Here is a 15,046-nt window from a genome sequence, read left to right as displayed (position 1 = left end):
CATGGAATCAAGCCGGGGAATCAACCGGCCTTTGAGAAATCTGGCGCGCGCTTCTGGCTGAAGGCCATGAAGGCCTCCATCGCCTCGGGGCTCGACATCTGGCTGCCGAAGGCCTCGCCCTCGCGCTGCATCAGGGCCCACAGCCGCTCGGCGTCGCGCATCAGCCGCTTGGTCTTGCGGATCGAATTGGGCGCCCGCGCCGCCAATTTGCCGGCCAGATCGGCGGCGACCGCCTCGACCTGATCCGCCGGCACCGCCCGGTTGGCCAGACCCCAGGCGACCGCCGTACGCCCGTCAATAGGCTCGCCAAGGGCGAACAGTTCGAACGCCCGCTGATGGCCCAGCACCGCCGGCAGCAGCATCGACGACGCGGCCTCCGGGGCCAGGGCCAGATTGATGAAGGGGACCGACAGCAGGGCGTCCTCAGCCACCACCACCATGTCGCAATGCAGCAGCAGCGTCAGGCCGATGCCGACCGCCCGCCCCCGCACGGCGGCGACCGCCGGCTTGTCCAGATCCGCCAGCGCCTTGAGGAAGCGGAACACCGACATGTCCAACGGCTGCTGCCCCTGCGAGCCGAGGGCGATGAAGTCAGCGATGTCGTTGCCCGCCGAAAAGCTGTCGCCCTGTCCCCGGAACATCAGCACCCGCACTGCGTCATCCGTCCGCGCGCGCTCGGTCGCATCGGACAACGCGGCATACATGGCCTGGGTGATGGCGTTCTTCTTCTCCGGCCGGGCCAGGGTGACGGTCAGGACCCCGCCCGCCAGTTCGGTCTGAATTTGGTCGGTCACGCCGCCTCTCCCCGTTTGATCATCGTCCACCAGTCCACGCCGTCCGCATCACGGACCCGGCTGACCCGGCCGCGATGCAGCAGATAGTTCAGATGGGCGATGGCCTCGCCCGTGGCCATCCCCCGCACCCCGTCCCCGACTGCCCGGGCGAACAGGGCGCCGAAGATATCGACCGCCCGCTTGGGCGTCTGCAACGTCTTCTCCAGCCGCTTCAGCGAAACCTCATGGCCCCGGATCAGCGCGTCCAGCCGCGTGTGCACGCCATGGAACGGCTCGCCATGCGACGGCAAGATCAGGCCGTCGTGGGGCAGGACGCCCTTCATCCGCTCCAGCGAGTCCAGCCAGTCTCCCAGCGGGTCTGCGTCCGGCTCGGTCGGCCAGACCGACACATTCGAGGAAATGCGCGGCAGGATCTGATCCCCGCCCAGCACTACCCCGTCGGCCTCGCGCCACAGGCAGGCGTGCTCCGGGCTGTGCCCCTCGCCGACCACCACGCGCCAATCCTGTCCGCCGATGCTCAGCCGATCGCCTTCGCGCATCCGCACATAGCCGGTCGGCATGGCCGAGACGGCCCGGCCGAACTGGCCGTATTCGCGGCGGTAGGTTTCAATCTGTTCGGGGTCCCAGCCGGCCGCGCGATAGTGGAGCGCCCCCGCTTCCGGAGCCGGTTGTCCTGTATCAGCCAGCAGCATCCGGGCCGTCACATACTCCACCCGCGTCATCACCAGCGGCGCGCCCGTCCGCTCGCACAGCCAGCCGGCCAGACCGATATGGTCGGGATGCATATGGGTGCAGATCACCCGCGTCACCGGCCTCCCGCCCAGCGGACCCGTCAGCAAGGCGTCCCAGCGGTCGCGCGAATCCGGAATGTTCAGCCCGGTGTCGATCAGGGCCCAGCCTTCGCCGTCCTCAACCGCATAGACATTGATGTGATTCAGGGCGATCGGCATCGACAGCCGCATCCACAGGACGCCCGGCGCGACCGTCACGGCCTCGCCGAAGCCGGGCGGGACAGGATGCGGATAGGTCAGACCGCGCCCGTCGCGCGCCGCCTGTTCAATCTCCGCCGGGGCGACTCCGTCCGCCAAGTCCGTCTCCAATTGCAACTCATGACCTTGATACGCCCAAGCGGCCGTCTGCGTCCAGCCGCCCGCGAGCGCATGCCTTGACCCCGCCACATCGGCCCGCCAAGGGTTGGGCCAACGGTTTTCCTATCCGGAGTGTTCTCGTGTTCCACAGAAAGTTGCTCGCTCTCGTGGGCGGCGCCCTCGCCCTGGCGCTGGTCGCGACCCAGCCCGCCTTCGCCCAGGACGTCCCTGACAACCCCGATCCGGGCGGCCGTTCGGAATCCGATCGGGCCTCCGGCGCCATCCGCGGCGAGGGCGTCCTGCCCGGCCGCATCGGCGGCGGTCGTCGCGACCGCGTGCCGGACAACCGGGCGACCCGCCAGCGCGCGGCCCCGCCCCCGGCGGTCGTCACACCCGAGGAAATCAAGGCCGCCGCCCAGGCTCTGGTCGTCGCCGCCGGCGCCACCTGCCAGGTGACCGAGGCCGCCCAGCCCGGCATCAACGCGGAACAGCAGAAGATTTATGAAGCCGCCTGTTCGGAAGGCCCCGGCTATATTCTGATCGAGGCGACCCCGCCCCAGAGCTTCGACTGCCTCGAACTGGCAGGCACCGCCTACAGCGCCCGTCTGCGTGATCCCGCCGCCGACGTCGGCCAGCAGTGCCTGCTGCCCGCCAACCAGAACGGACTGGCCGTCATCGGCGGCTGGGCCCGCGGCGCGGGCGTCAGCTGCACGGTCGACGAGGCCGTCGCCATTGGCAAAAGCGACGCCGACAACATCGTCTATGAGGTCGGCTGCGCCGGCGCGGACGGCTACTGGCTGGAACGCGTCGGAACCGGCTGGGATCTCAAGGACTGCCTGCAGGTCTCTTCGACCGGCGGAACCTGCCGCTTCACCACCGGTCAGGAACAGGCTGACGGCTTCGAGCCCAAACTGGCCGGCACCGACGCCGCCGGTTGCGACGTCACCCAGGTCCGCCTGATGGGCTCCAACGCCAACGGCCGCTTCTACGAGGCCAAATGCGCCGTCGAAGGCGAAGGCTATATCGCCCGCATCAACAACGAAGGCGTGACCCAGCAGATCTACCCCTGCGCCACTGCCCAGCGCATCGGCGGCGGCTGCACCTTGACCCCCGCCCCGGCCGCGGCCCCGACCGAGTAATCGGACGGACATTCCATCGAGATGACGCCCCGGAGTTCGCTCCGGGGCGTTTTCGTTTGGGCGATCGCGGCTTCACAGACCGCCCCGACGCGCCGTAAGCATGGCGTATGCGCATCGCCACCTGGAACGTGAACTCCGTCAACGCCCGCCTGCCGACGGTGCTGGCGTGGCTGGAAGCGGCCCGGCCCGACGTGGTCGGCTTCCAGGAGATCAAATGCCTCGACGAAAAATTCCCTCGCGAGGCCTTTGAGTCGCTCGGCTACAACGTCGAGACCAATGGCCAAAAGACCTACAACGGCGTCGCCCTGCTCTCGAAATATCCGCTCAGCGATGTGCGGCGCGGCCTGCCCGGCGTCGACGCTTCGGGCTTCGAGGCCGAGTTCGAACAGGCCCGCTACATCGAGGCCGTCATCGAATGCCCGCGCCCGGTCCGCGTCGGCTGCCTCTATCTGCCCAACGGCAATCCTGTCGGCACGTCCAAATTCGATTACAAGCTCGCCTGGATGGACCGCCTCCACGCCCATGCGAAGGATCTGCTGCGGCAGGAAGAGGCCTTCACCCTGTGCGGCGACTACAACGTCATCCCGACGCCGGACGACGCGAAGAACCCGTCCGCCTGGGTGACGGACGCCCTGTTCCAGCCCGAGAGCCGCGCCGCCTTCCGCGCCCTGAACAATCTCGGCCTGTCCGAGGCCGGGGGGCTGGGCAAACAGCCGCCGGGGACCTTCACCTTCTGGGACTACCAGGCCGGAGCCTGGCAGCGCGACCACGGCATCCGCATCGACTTCCACCTGCTGTCGCCGCAGGCCGCCGATCGCTTCGTCGGCGTCGAAACCCATCGCGACGCCCGCGACATGGAGAAACCTTCGGACCACGTCCCCGTCGTCGTCGAGCTGGAGGACTGAGCTTGGCGGATGTGCTCAGGGTCATATTGCTGGTGGCCCTGGCGGCGGCGGCCCTGACCACGGGCGCCCTGGTTCTGGCCTGGTGGATGGAGCCCGTCCGCCGTATGCGCCGGGCCCTGCTGAAATCACTCGGCGCCACGCCTGAGGCCGAGGCCCTGTCGCCCGCCGAAGGCCGCGCCGCCGGCCTCGACTTCGACGGCGCCCAGGTCGCCGTGCTGTGGAACCGTGGCGGCTCGGGTCTGGTCTACGCCTTCGAGGAGATCGAGGGCGGCGAGATCATCGTCGATGGTCACGTCGTCGCCCGCGTCCGTCGCGGCGAGGCGCGCAAGGCCCTCGACCTGCTGGCCCCCGACGCCGAACAGGTGGTGCTGCGGCTGATGTTCGCCGACGCCCGCCACCCCGAGTTCGAACTGGCGCTCTGGGACGCCACCCTGCCGGTCCAGACCAGCTCGCCCGGCGAGGCCCTCCGGCTCGGGCGCCGCTGGCTCTCGCACCTCGAGGCCTTGCTGAAGGGTTGATATAAGACCCGCTCATCCCGGCGAAAGCCGGGACCCAGTCCTGTCCAGCTTGACGCCGGCGATTCAGGACGTGGACTCCTGGAACACATCGAACCGTTCATCACCCAAAGCATTGGGTCCCGGCTTTCGCCGGGATGAGCGGATGATTTGGGTCCAGCCATTGCCGCTCTACGGGCAGGACCGCTAGAACCCCCCATCCCTGTTGCCCCGAGTACCCGAGGAGCCCCCGTGGCCCGCCTGTTCGACGCCTACATCATCGCTGACTGGACCGCCGCCGAGAGCAGGAAGCTCGGCGATACGTCCCTGTGGCTCGGCGTGGCCAAACGCGACGTGCGTTTCCGCCTCTATACCGAGACCCACAACGTCGCGACGCGGGCCGAGGGCGAGGCCCTGCTGGCCTCCCTGCTGGCCGAGCATCGCAAGCGCGGCGATCGGGTGCTGGTCGGTTTCGACTTCAATTTCGGCTTCCCCGCCGGCACGGCCGCGCGGCTAAAGCTGACCGGAACGGCGTGGTCGGCGATGTGGAAATTCCTCGCCTCCAATGTGGTCGACAAGCCCGACAACACCAACAACCGCTATCAGGTCGCGGCCAAGATCAACCGGCTGATGACCGACAACGCCTGGCCCATGTGGGGCGCCCCGGCCAATCAGGCCCAGCGCTGGCTGACCACAACCAAGCCCCCCGCGGGTTCGACCGCCGACATTCCCGAGTACCGCGTGACCCAGGACGCGGTCCGCAAGGGCAAGCTCCAGCCCAGGTCGGTCTGGCAGATGCACGGCGCCGGCGCGGTCGGAGGCCAGACCCTGGTCGGCGTCCCGGCCGTCCGCCGCCTGCTGGAAAAGCTCGGCCCCTCGGGCGCCGTCTGGCCCTTCGGCACCGGCTGGCGCGCGCTGGACGCCGCCGACGTCGAGCCGCTCTCGGCCCTGGTGGTCGAGGTCTATCCCTCGATGTTCGACGCCAGACCCAATGAGGGCGAGTTCAAGGATCAGGCCCAGGTGCGGGTGACCGCCGAACATTTCGCCAAGCTGGACGAGACCGGCGCCCTCTCCGCCGCCTTCGCCCCGCCCAAGGGCGCCGACGAGGCCCTGATCGCCAAGGTCGAGCAGGAAGAGGGCTGGATTCTGGGGGCCTGACTTCAAAGCTATCGTCATTCCGGGCGAAGCGCAGCGGAGACCCGGAACCCAGCGGCGCGCGAGAGCGCGAAGCTGTCGGGAGCACAGTGTTCCGGAGTAGCCTTGCTTTCGACCGCCAGTGTTTCGCCGCCGTCGCGGCGCCGCTGGGTCCCGGCCTTCGCCGGGATGACGATAGCAAGAGAGGGAGCTCCACCCTGGCCCGCCGCCCCCTCATCATCGCCCACCGCGGCGCCTCGGGCGAACGGCCCGAGCACACCCGCGCGGCCTATGAGCTGGCGGTCGAACAGGGCGCGGATTTCATCGAGCCCGATCTGGTGATGAGCCGCGACGGCGTCCTGATCGTGCGCCACGAGAACGAGATCGGCGAGACCACCGACGTCGCGACCCGCCCGGAGTTCGCCGGGCGCCGCACCCTGAAGACCATCGACGGCCGGCCCGTCACCGGCTGGTTTACCGAGGACTTCACCCTCGCCGAACTGAAGACCCTGCGCGCCCGCGAACGCCTGCCTGACCTGCGTCCCGCCAACACCGCCTTCGACGGACTGAAACCGATCCTGACCTTCGAGAAGGTCCTCGACATCGCTCTCGCAGCGGGCGTCGGCGTCGCACCCGAGCTGAAACACCCGTCGTATTTCGCTGCGCTTGGCCTGCCGATGGAGGACGCCTTCGTCGCCACGCTAGAGCGCCGCAGCCTGACCCGCGCCGGCGCTCCGGTCCTGATCCAGTGTTTCGAGGTCGGACCCCTGCAACGCCTGCGCGCGCGCCTCGCCACGCCCCTGCTGCAACTGGTCGCCGCGTCCGGCGGCCCGTTCGACCGGCCGGACCTCAGCCATGCCGCCATGACCGCGCCGCATGGCCTTGCCGACATCGCCGCATACGCCGACTGGATCGGCGCCGACACGGCCCTGATCGAGCCGCTCCCCGGCGCTCCGACGAACTTGATCGCCGACGCCCACGCCGCCGGCCTCAAGGTCGCCGCCTGGACCTTCCGCGCCGAGAACGCCTTCCTGCCCGAGGCTGACAGGATGGGCGACGACCCGGCGGCACATGGACGGTTGAGGGACCGGCTGGCTCGGTTCGCTGCATACGGGCTGGACGCGGCCTTCATGGACCAGCCGGGGCTCGCTACGCGCTGACCCGGACAGGGACTCCCGCCCCGGACAGGCCGCCCTTCTCGCCCCCGAAATCCGCCCTTCCCGCCCCCCGGCGAAATTTCTTCCTGGCGCCCCTTACAGCCGTCGTAAAATACCCTTGGTCGGTTCCCGGACCGCCGCCGGTCTTTGACAATCCAGCCCCCCCGCCGCGACCGCCCCAGGCGCGGCGACACACCCGCAACGCGCCGATGCGCATGTCCTCAGAGGGGCGAGAGTAGCGGTTTTCGCATTTTTCCCACCGACAGGGACTCTCGCTGCCGGCATAGCGCGGCCACTACGCGATACGCTTGTCATCCCGGCCGAACCCCGGCAAAAGCCGGGGGGAGAGCCGGGACGGAATGAGCTCACTGACGGACCTCCCGGAAATCGCCTTGCGATTGTCCGGGAGACAGTTGGCCGCCACGCCGTGTGTCCTGACCTGTCTCCCGGATAACGGCTGACGCCGCTTCCGGGAGAAAGAAGTCATTGCGCACCAGCGTCCCGGATCGCCGCTTCGCGGCGTCCGGGATGACAAGCTCCCATCAGCCGGGAGTCAGCCCGCGATCATCCCGAAATCCGCCACCCGGCCCATGACGCTGCGGACCTGGCCCAGCAGCTTCAGCCGGTTGTCGCGTTCCGCTTCCACGTGGGAATTCACCATCACCTGATCGAAGAAGGCGTCCACCGGCGCCCGCAGCCGCGCCAACGCCGTCATGGCGGCGGCGAAGTCCTCGGTCTCCAGCGCCGCGTCCACGGCGGTCGCGGCGGCGGCGGCGGCGAAGGCCAGCGTCGTCTCCTCGTCCGGCTGCCCCGGCAGGCCGGTCCGGACCAAGCCGGTCGGCAGCGGTCCCTTCTTCTCCTCGGCCTTGAGGATGTTGGACGCCCGCTTGTACCCGGCCAACAGATTGGCCCCGTCGTCCGTGGCGAGGAACGCCTCCAGCGCCTCCACCCGCCGCACGATGCGGACGAGGTCGTCGTCGCCCAGCGCGAAGACGGCGTCGACGAGATCGTGCCGCTTGCCCTGATCGCGGAGGAGGACCTTCAGGCGGTCGGCGAAGAAGGCGACCAATTCTTCCCGAACACGCCCACGCTTGGCTTCAGAAGTCTCTTCTGGCTCGTGCACCGTCTTGAGCGAAGAACCGATGTGATGCTCCAGGATCGAAAGGGGCGGGGCACCGGCATCCTTTTGATCAAGCAGCGACCTCCACGAAATCCGAGCACCGTTCTCCAGCACCAGCCGGATCACCCCCAGCGCCGCTCTCCGCAGCGCGAACGGGTCCTTCGACCCCGTCGGCTTCTCATCGATGGCGAAGAACCCGACCAGCGTATCCAGCTTGTCCGCCAATGCCACGGCCACCGTCAGCGGCGCGGTCGGCACGGAGTCCGCCGGCCCCTGCGGCTTGTAGTGGTCCCGCACGGCGTCGGCTATCGCATCACGATAGCCCTCCCCCTCGAGGGGGGAGGGTTGGGAGGGGGTGGAGGCAGGCTGCTGGTCAGCGGGCGCGGATGGGCGTTGGCCGCCGGGCGACGAAGCCTCTCGCGCCAAGTCCTGAGACGAAGTGCTTCCACCCCATCCCCCGACCCCTTCCCCCTCGAGGGGAAGGGGGGAAGCGAGGGCGCGGGCGTAGTAGCCGCCCATGACGCCCTGAAGCTCGGGGAATTCCCCGACCATGGCGGAAGCGAGGTCGGCTTTCGACAGACGCGCGGCCTGTTCCGCCTGATCCGGATCGGCCCCGACCAGCGGCGCGATCTCCCGCGCCAGCGCTGCGATCCGCTCGACCCGTTCGGCCAGCGTCCCCAGCTTGGCGTGGAAGGTCACCCCCTCCAGCTTCTTCGACCAGACGTCAAAGCCGGTCTTCAGGTCCTCGTCCCAGAAGAAGCGGGCGTCATCCAGACGCGCTGACAGCACCCGGCTGTTGCCGGCGGCCAGGGCCTTGCCGCCGTCGCTCGCCTCGACATTGGCCACGACCACAAAATGCGGGGCCAGCCCGTGCGTCGCCGGATCGCGCACCGCGAAATATTTCTGGTGCACCTTCATCGACAGCCGCACCACCTCGGGCGGCAGGCTGAGGAAGGCCGGGTCCATGTCCCCAAGGATCGGCGTCGGCCATTCGGCCAGCCCCACCACCTCGTCAAGCAGGCCGTCGTCGTCGACCAGCGCCAGCCCCCGGGCCGCGCAGACGCCCTGCGCCGCCTCGAGAATCTTCAGCCGCCGGTCGACGGCGTCCAGCAGGACGAAATCACTTTCCAGTTTGGCGCGATAGTCGGCGAAATCCTTCACCACGAAAGGCCGGCCGCAGCCCAGGAACCGGTGGCCCTCGGTCAGGTCGCCGCTCTGGATGCCGCCGATCTCGAACGGCACGACATGACCGTCGAACAGGGCGACGATCCGCTTCAACGGCCGCACCCAGCGCAGCGTCCCGGAACCCCAGCGCATCGACTTGGGCCACGGGAAACCGCGCACGATCTGGTCGACCATGTCCGGGATCAGCTCGGCCGTCGCCTGCCCCTTGCTGCTGATGACGGCGAAGAACACCCCTTCGCGTTCGACCAGCTGGTCCTTCGTCAGGCCGGTCTTCCTCAGGAAGCCGTCCAGCGCCTGTTCCGGCGCATTGGCCCGCGGGCCCTTGACCTCTTCCTCGCGGTCCGGCGTCGCCGCCGGCAGCCCCTCGACCACCAGGGTCAGCCGCCGCGGCCCGGCGAAGGTGGTCAGCGCCTCATACGTCAGCCCGGCCGCCTTCAGCCGCTCCGCCGCCATCCGCTCCAGATCACGCGCCGCCCCGCCCTGCATGCGGGCCGGGATTTCTTCGGAAAACAGTTCGAGAAGGAGTTGGGGCATCAGACGCGCCCCCTTTCCTGTTCCACCCATTCGGTGGCGCAGGCCTTACAGAGATCGCGGATGCGGCCGATGTAGCTCTGGCGTTCGGCGACGGCGATGGCCCCGCGGGCATCCATCAGGTTGAACAGGTGGCTGGCCTTCAGCACCTGATCATAGGCCGGCAGCACCAGCGCCTGATCCTGCGGCCCCTTCATCGCCAGCAGGCGGCCGACCTCGCCGACCATGTCCTCGAACCGGCGCTTCAGCCCGTCGACGTCATAGCCGTGGAAATTGGCTTCCGACTGCTGGCGCTCGTTCTCGAGGAAGACCTCGCCATAGGTCAGGCCCTCCTTGGTGAATTTCAGATCGTAGACGTTGTCGACGCCCTGGACGTACATGGCCAGCCGCTCCAGCCCGTAGGTCAGCTCGCCCGAGACCACGTCGACCTCGATGCCGCCTACGCCCTGAAAATAGGTGAACTGCGTCACCTCCATCCCGTCGCACCAGACCTCCCAGCCCAGCCCCCAGGCGCCGACGGTCGGGTTCTCCCAGTCGTCCTCGACAAAGCGGATGTCGTGCAGTTTCGGATCGATGCCGATGGCCTTCAGCGAACCCAGATACAGGGCCTGCAGGTCGTCAGGGTTCGGCTTCAGAATGACCTGATACTGGTAATAGTGCTGGAGCCGGTTCGGATTCTCGCCATAGCGACCGTCGCCGGGCCGCCGCGACGGCTGGACATAGGCCGCCTTCCACGGGCGCGGGCCGAGGGCGCGCAGCACCGTCGCCGGATGCAGGGTGCCGGCCCCGACCTCGATGTCATAGGGCTGCAGGATGGCGCAGCCCTGATCGCCCCAGTATTTGTGGAGCGTCAGGATCAGGTCCTGAAAGGCCAAGGGAGACTTCGGCGGTTCGGTGGTCACGTCAGGCTTTTTCGTCCGGGGAAGAAGGCGGCGGACCCTAGACGGGCGGCCCTTTGCGGGCAAGGCGAAGGCCCGTCATACGCTTCCTTAAGCGCCGCCACGCTATGACCGCCGCCATGAAGCAGATCGACCAGATGCGCCGGCGGGCCGCGCGCTATCTCGACATCGAGGCGGTGACCATCGCGCCGGCGTGCGGGGTCTTTTCGCTGAGCTTCGACGACATCCCCGCCAGCGCCTGGACCGAGGCCGGGCCGATCCTCGCCGAACATGGCGTCAAGGCCACCTACTATGTCTGCGGCGGCCTGGCCGGCGGGGTCAATATGGACCGCGACCAGTTCGAGGTGGAGCACCTGCAGGCCCTGCATGCCGCCGGCCATGAGGTTGGCTGCCACACCTTCGGCCACACCAGCGCCCTGCGCATGGACGCCGAGGCCCTGCGGCTCAGCCTCACCGCCAACGCCGCCTGGGTGGCGGAACGGCTGGACGGCTATCGCATGACCACCTTCGCCTGGCCGTTCGGCGACGCGACGGTCAGCGCCAAACGGGTGGTCCGTGAACGGTTCGCCATGGCGCGGGGCGTGCGGGACGGCGTCAATGCGGGTCGCGAGGACCGGGCGCTGATCAAGAGCATCGGCCTCGAGAGCCGCCGTCTGCCCGGCTACGACCTCAAGGCGCTGATGGCCGAGACGGCGGCGTCGAAGGGCTGGCTGACCGCCTATGGCCACGACGTCTCGGACCGGCCGACGGACTATGGCTGCACGCCCGCCGACCTCGACCGGGTGCTGCGCGCGGCGAAGGCGGCCGGACTGGAGATCGCGCCGGTGGGGGTGGCGTGGGGCCGGATGACCGGCGCCTGACCGCTACGCCGCTTCGCTCATCATCGCGGCCTTGCGCGCATCCGCCCATTTGATCAGGGCGGCGCGGGGGAAGGCGACGATCCACGAACGGGCCGTGTATTCGCCCGCCTCAATCAGGGCGGCGCGGGTCGGGGAAGAGGTCGCGGCGCGCTGGGTGTGAATCTCGCCCGGCCCCTGATGAACCATGAAGGCGCCGTGCTTCAGCAGGTTGAGCCGCAGATAGGCGAGGCGGGGGCTGATCTGCTCCAACGGCGGATCATAGAACCAGCTGGAGCCCAGCATGCCGGCCATCTCCGGGCGGCGCTTGCAGATCTCGGCGGCCGTGGCCCAGGCGCGGTCCCAGCCGGCCTCGTTGAAGTCCGCCAGTTCGCGGCTCTCGGTATGGACCTCCAGCCACGGCTTCCAGGCCTGGGCGGCGGCGTAGGCCGGGATCACCGACCAGCCCCAGCCCTCGCGGGCGTGACGCAGCACCTGTCCGGGCCCCATGGGCGAGCTGAGGTCGATCATCTGGGTGCGAGCGCCGGGCACGCTGAGGACCAGGGAGATGCGGACGTCCTTGGCCCAGAAGTCGCGGTCATAGGGATCGGCAGCGGCGGTCAGGAAGTCGGCGAGGCGCTGGATCCATTCCGGATACAGCTCATGGACCGCGGCGGGCATGTCAGCAGCGGGAACCCGGGCCGGCATCTCCAGCGCCCACAGCGCGACGAGGGCGCGGCGGTGGTCGTCGGTCAGGGCGGCGCCGAAGGCCTCGGCCAGGGCCTCTTCCGCGCGGTGTCCCGGCTGGTCGAAATCCCAGTGCGGGGCAGAGGCGGCGGCCGCGGCGGCGGCGGCGTCCTTGAGGGCGTGAAGCAGGGCGCGGTCATCGACCGGGACCTTGTTCAGCACCGCTTCGAACGCGGCGATCTGTGCGGGCGAGAGCGTTTCCATGCCGCCAGTCTGCCAGACACGGGTTTGCCGACGGTTAAGGTCCAGATCAGGGCTACCGCAGGACGGTCGGCCGGACCCACCAGTCGGGGTGAAGGGTCGCCAGCGCTCGTCCGGCGGCCTCAGCCGCCTCCGCCGTATCGAACAGGGCGAAGACCGTAGCGCCCGACCCCGTCATCCGGGTCAGGCGTGCGCCGGGCAGGGCCGAAATGGCCGCCATTGCCTTGCCGATCGCCGGGGCGAGGGTCACGGCAGGCGCCTGCAGATCGTTCCGCTGGTTCGTCAGCCAGTCCATAACGGAGGCGGCGTCGCGGACGGATGGCGGCGGGGGCCGATCCGCTTGCCCGGAAGAACCCGCGTCAAAGGCGCTATAGACGGCTCCGGTCGAGGACGGAACGCCCGGATTGACCAGCAGCGCCGGAAGCGGCGGGAGATCAGTCTCGAAGGTCAGGACGTCGCCCCGCCCCTCGGCCCAGGCGGCGCGGGCGTGCAGGCACATGGGTCCGTCGGCGCCGAGGCCGGCGGCGATCTCCGCCAGCGCCGCATCGTCGAACGGCAGGCCGAGCGCATCCCGCGCCAGCTTCAGCATGGCCCCGGCGTCCGACGAACCGCCGCCAAGACCCGCGGCCACCGGCAGTTGCTTGTCGACGGTGATCCGCAGTCCCGGCTCGCCGATGCCCGCCGCCGCGCCCAGCGCGCGCGCTGCCCGTAGCACCAGATTGTCGTCCCCGGCGTCGAGCGCGCCGGCGAAGGGTCCGGTGACCGCCAGCGACAGGCGGTCCTCCGGCTCGACCGTCAGGCGGTCGCCGACATCGGCGAAGGCGACCAGGCTGGCCAAGGGGTGGTAGCCGTCCGCCTCAAGCGGTCCCACATGCAGGAACAGATTGACCTTGGCGGGCGCGAGCCGGGCGATCGCGGCCATGGCTCAGGATTGGCCTGCGGACACCGGCGGCGCGACCGACAGGCCCTTGGCCAGCTTCTGCTCCACCTCGGCGCGGCGTTCGGCGTCGGGACCCAGCGTCAGCACCCGGCTCCACTGCCACTGGGCCTCACGCCGCCGGCCGACCTGCCAGTAGGCGTCGCCGAGGTGGTCGTTGATCTCGGCGTTGGCGGGCTCCTTGCCGACAGCGCCCTCGAGGGTCTCGACGGCGATGTCGTACTGGCCCTGCCGGAATTGGGCCCAGCCCAGCGAGTCCTGGATGTTGCCGTTCGCGGGCTCGGCGGCGTGGGCGCGGGCCAGCATCTCTGCCCCCTGATCGACGCGGCGACCGGTATCGACCCACATATAGCCAAGGGTATTGAGCAGGGAGGGATTGTCCGGCGCGGTCTGAAGGGCCGCCCACAGCTCGGCCTCGGCTTCCTCGATACGGCCGAGTTCCTGCAGCGTCAGGCCACGGATTTCCCGGATATCCGGATGGGCCCGCGCGGCGTTCGCGCTCGGATCGTCGATTGCGCCGAGGGCTTCCTCATGACGGCCAAGGCTGTTCAGCTGGCCCGTCAGCAATGTGAGAATTTGGGGATCGTCCGGCGAAACAGCGCGCGCGCGTTCGAAAGCGGCCAGCGCCTCGGCCGAGCGATCTTCGCGCGCGTAGCTGAACCCCATGCCGACCTGGGCCTCGGCGTAGCGGAGCGGGTTCGCCGGCCCGACCCGGGAGAACGCCTCGCGCGCGTCCGCCTGTTGGGTCCCGGCGGCGAGGGTCTGTCCCAGATGCAGGGCGATCTCATCATCAGGATGCAGATTCTCCGCCATCCTCAGGTAGACGACGACCTGCGACCGGGCCTCGGGGTTGGAACCGAGGAAGCTGGCCGCAAACCTGAGTCCCTGGGCCGCCAGTTGGGTCGGGGCGGGCGCTGCCGGCGGGCGGATCCGGACCAGATTCCGGGCTTCGGCCGACGTGTTCGATCCCTCCGGCGAGACTGCGTCGAGCACCTCCTGGTAGTAGGCAAGGGCGTCAGCGTCCCGGCCGCGCCGCTTCAGGAAGTCGGCGTAGTCCCGCGCGAACAGCTGGGTGGCGATCGGGACCTCAAGCAGGGTCTGAAAGGCGGCCTCGGCCTCGGCATAGCGGCGGCGACTTTCCAGCAGCCGGGCGTGCTGGTGCAGCAATATAAGGGTGGCCGGATCGCTGGGCGCCAGCGACACCGGCGTCAGGGCCGCGTCCCAGTCGTTTGCCGCGGCGGCGACCGGCGCCCGCAAAAAGCGCGCCGCCATTGCAAACGCCTCGTCAAAGTCGCCTGACTCCAGAATCGCCAGTCCAGACCGCGCATCGCCGCGTTGCACCGCCTCGACCACCCCGGCGAGCCGCCCCGCGTCGACAAGCTCCGGTTCATGCTGGATGCCGGGAGACGTCTGGACAATGGCGTTGAGGTCCCCAGCCATCAGACTTGCACGGAAGGCGTCGAAACCCACGCGCGGCTGCTCCGGCACCAGACTCTGGCTCCGGGCCAGCAGATGGGAACCTTCGGCGTAGTCGCCGCGAAGGCTGGCGAGCAGACCGGACAGGTAGAGACCGTAGGCGGACTGTCCCGTCGCATCGACGGGCACTGGCGCCCAGATCGCGGGAATGGGGGGGGCTTCGGGTTCGACCGGGGCGGCCGCAGCCGGTTCCGCGTGACCGACGAGTGGCGGTCGGATAGCCTGGCCGGGTTCTTCGTCACGTAAGACAGGCACGGTGACCGGCGGCTGGGTCAGCGGCGGATCGATGATGATCATCGGCGCATCCTGCGCCACGGCGGGGGCGGCCAGCGCGGTCAGGGCGCAGGCGGTCAGGAGCAGGGACAGTCGGGAAAGACGCATGACGGCGAACCTTCCCGCTTTA

At 69.1% G+C, this 15,046-nt stretch carries 13 protein-coding genes; 6 read left to right on the top strand and 7 right to left on the bottom strand.

Annotated features, from left to right (window positions below; all coding sequences use genetic code 11):
- Positions 1 to 20: 20 nt before the first annotated feature.
- Entirely contained in the window at positions 21 to 794 is a 774-nt protein-coding gene (locus ACTIEW_RS01735; protein ID WP_439476177.1) for an enoyl-CoA hydratase, read from the bottom strand.
- A complete protein-coding gene (locus ACTIEW_RS01730; protein WP_439476176.1) occupies positions 791 to 1,882 on the bottom strand; it encodes an MBL fold metallo-hydrolase in 1,092 nt (363 codons plus the stop codon). The genes ACTIEW_RS01735 and ACTIEW_RS01730 overlap by 4 nt, the downstream gene beginning before the upstream one ends.
- Positions 1,883 to 2,022: 140 nt before the next feature.
- Between ACTIEW_RS01730 and ACTIEW_RS01725 the strand changes: the two genes are divergently transcribed.
- From ACTIEW_RS01725 to ACTIEW_RS01705, 5 genes are all read left to right on the top strand, one after another.
- Positions 2,023 to 3,021, top strand: a complete 999-nt coding sequence (locus tag ACTIEW_RS01725) for a hypothetical protein (protein WP_439476175.1) — start codon at positions 2,023 to 2,025, stop codon at positions 3,019 to 3,021.
- A gap of 107 nt (positions 3,022 to 3,128) precedes the next feature.
- On the top strand, positions 3,129 to 3,926 hold the full coding sequence (xth, locus tag ACTIEW_RS01720; protein ID WP_439476174.1) for an exodeoxyribonuclease III: 798 nt from the start codon (positions 3,129 to 3,131) through the stop codon (positions 3,924 to 3,926).
- Positions 3,927 to 3,937: 11 nt separating this feature from the next.
- Positions 3,938 to 4,444 carry a hypothetical protein gene (locus ACTIEW_RS01715; protein WP_439476308.1) on the top strand — a complete coding sequence of 169 codons (507 nt, stop codon included), beginning with the start codon at positions 3,938 to 3,940 and terminating at the stop codon, positions 4,442 to 4,444.
- 228 nt (positions 4,445 to 4,672) lie between these two features.
- Positions 4,673 to 5,578 carry a cobalamin biosynthesis protein CbiG gene (locus ACTIEW_RS01710; RefSeq protein ID WP_439476173.1) on the top strand — a complete coding sequence of 302 codons (906 nt, stop codon included), beginning with the start codon at positions 4,673 to 4,675 and terminating at the stop codon, positions 5,576 to 5,578.
- Between the two features lie 86 nt (positions 5,579 to 5,664).
- Positions 5,665 to 6,714 (top strand): glycerophosphodiester phosphodiesterase family protein, encoded by a 1,050-nt coding sequence (locus tag ACTIEW_RS01705; protein WP_439476172.1) that lies wholly within the window; start codon positions 5,665 to 5,667, stop codon positions 6,712 to 6,714.
- Between the two features lie 550 nt (positions 6,715 to 7,264).
- On the opposite strand, the gene glyS is transcribed toward ACTIEW_RS01705, so the two are convergent.
- Together glyS and ACTIEW_RS01695 are read right to left on the bottom strand one after the other, a co-directional pair.
- Positions 7,265 to 9,550 (bottom strand): glycine--tRNA ligase subunit beta, encoded by a 2,286-nt coding sequence (gene glyS / locus ACTIEW_RS01700; RefSeq protein ID WP_439476171.1) that lies wholly within the window; start codon positions 9,548 to 9,550, stop codon positions 7,265 to 7,267.
- Positions 9,550 to 10,449, bottom strand: coding sequence for a glycine--tRNA ligase subunit alpha (locus tag ACTIEW_RS01695; RefSeq protein WP_439476170.1), 900 nt, complete (start codon positions 10,447 to 10,449; stop codon positions 9,550 to 9,552). Before ACTIEW_RS01695 ends, glyS begins: the two co-directional genes overlap by 1 nt.
- A gap of 116 nt (positions 10,450 to 10,565) precedes the next feature.
- Here ACTIEW_RS01695 and ACTIEW_RS01690 point away from each other — a divergent pair, with 116 nt between their 5' ends.
- Complete coding sequence (locus ACTIEW_RS01690; RefSeq protein ID WP_439476169.1) at positions 10,566 to 11,306, top strand: polysaccharide deacetylase family protein; 741 nt, start codon at positions 10,566 to 10,568, stop codon at positions 11,304 to 11,306.
- A 3-nt stretch (positions 11,307 to 11,309) separates the two neighbouring features.
- Here ACTIEW_RS01690 and ACTIEW_RS01685 read toward each other — a convergent pair whose 3' ends face one another.
- Genes ACTIEW_RS01685 through ACTIEW_RS01675 form a run of 3 tightly spaced genes read right to left on the bottom strand, consistent with a single transcriptional unit; the run spans position 11,310 to position 15,024 of the window.
- Positions 11,310 to 12,233, bottom strand: a complete 924-nt coding sequence (locus ACTIEW_RS01685; protein ID WP_439476168.1) for a hypothetical protein — start codon at positions 12,231 to 12,233, stop codon at positions 11,310 to 11,312.
- Positions 12,234 to 12,285: 52 nt separating this feature from the next.
- The gene (locus tag ACTIEW_RS01680; protein ID WP_439476167.1) at positions 12,286 to 13,152 is read right to left on the bottom strand and encodes a 4-(cytidine 5'-diphospho)-2-C-methyl-D-erythritol kinase; all 867 of its coding nucleotides are present in this window, start codon (positions 13,150 to 13,152) and stop codon (positions 12,286 to 12,288) included.
- Between the two features lie 3 nt (positions 13,153 to 13,155).
- The gene (locus tag ACTIEW_RS01675; protein ID WP_439476166.1) at positions 13,156 to 15,024 is read right to left on the bottom strand and encodes a tetratricopeptide repeat protein; all 1,869 of its coding nucleotides are present in this window, start codon (positions 15,022 to 15,024) and stop codon (positions 13,156 to 13,158) included.
- Positions 15,025 to 15,046: the final 22 nt, after the last annotated feature.

It is taken from the genome of Brevundimonas sp. (assembly GCF_051860745.1).
GTDB lineage: Bacteria > Pseudomonadota > Alphaproteobacteria > Caulobacterales > Caulobacteraceae > Brevundimonas.
Note: the sequence above shows the minus strand (reverse complement) of the source record. Positions and strands in the feature narration are given on the sequence as shown.

Excerpts from the sequence above, each read along its gene's own strand:
- xth (WP_439476174.1), top strand. The coding sequence starts at position 3,129 with ATGCGCATCGCCACCTGGAACGTGAACTCCGTCAACGCCCGCCTGCCG.
- glyS (WP_439476171.1), bottom strand. The coding sequence starts at position 9,550 with ATGCCCCAACTCCTTCTCGAACTGTTTTCCGAAGAAATCCCGGCCCGC.
- ACTIEW_RS01690 (WP_439476169.1), top strand. The coding sequence starts at position 10,566 with ATGAAGCAGATCGACCAGATGCGCCGGCGGGCCGCGCGCTATCTCGAC.
- ACTIEW_RS01675 (WP_439476166.1), bottom strand. The coding sequence starts at position 15,024 with ATGCGTCTTTCCCGACTGTCCCTGCTCCTGACCGCCTGCGCCCTGACC.
- ACTIEW_RS01680 (WP_439476167.1), bottom strand. The coding sequence starts at position 13,152 with ATGGCCGCGATCGCCCGGCTCGCGCCCGCCAAGGTCAATCTGTTCCTG.
- ACTIEW_RS01685 (WP_439476168.1), bottom strand. The coding sequence starts at position 12,233 with ATGGAAACGCTCTCGCCCGCACAGATCGCCGCGTTCGAAGCGGTGCTG.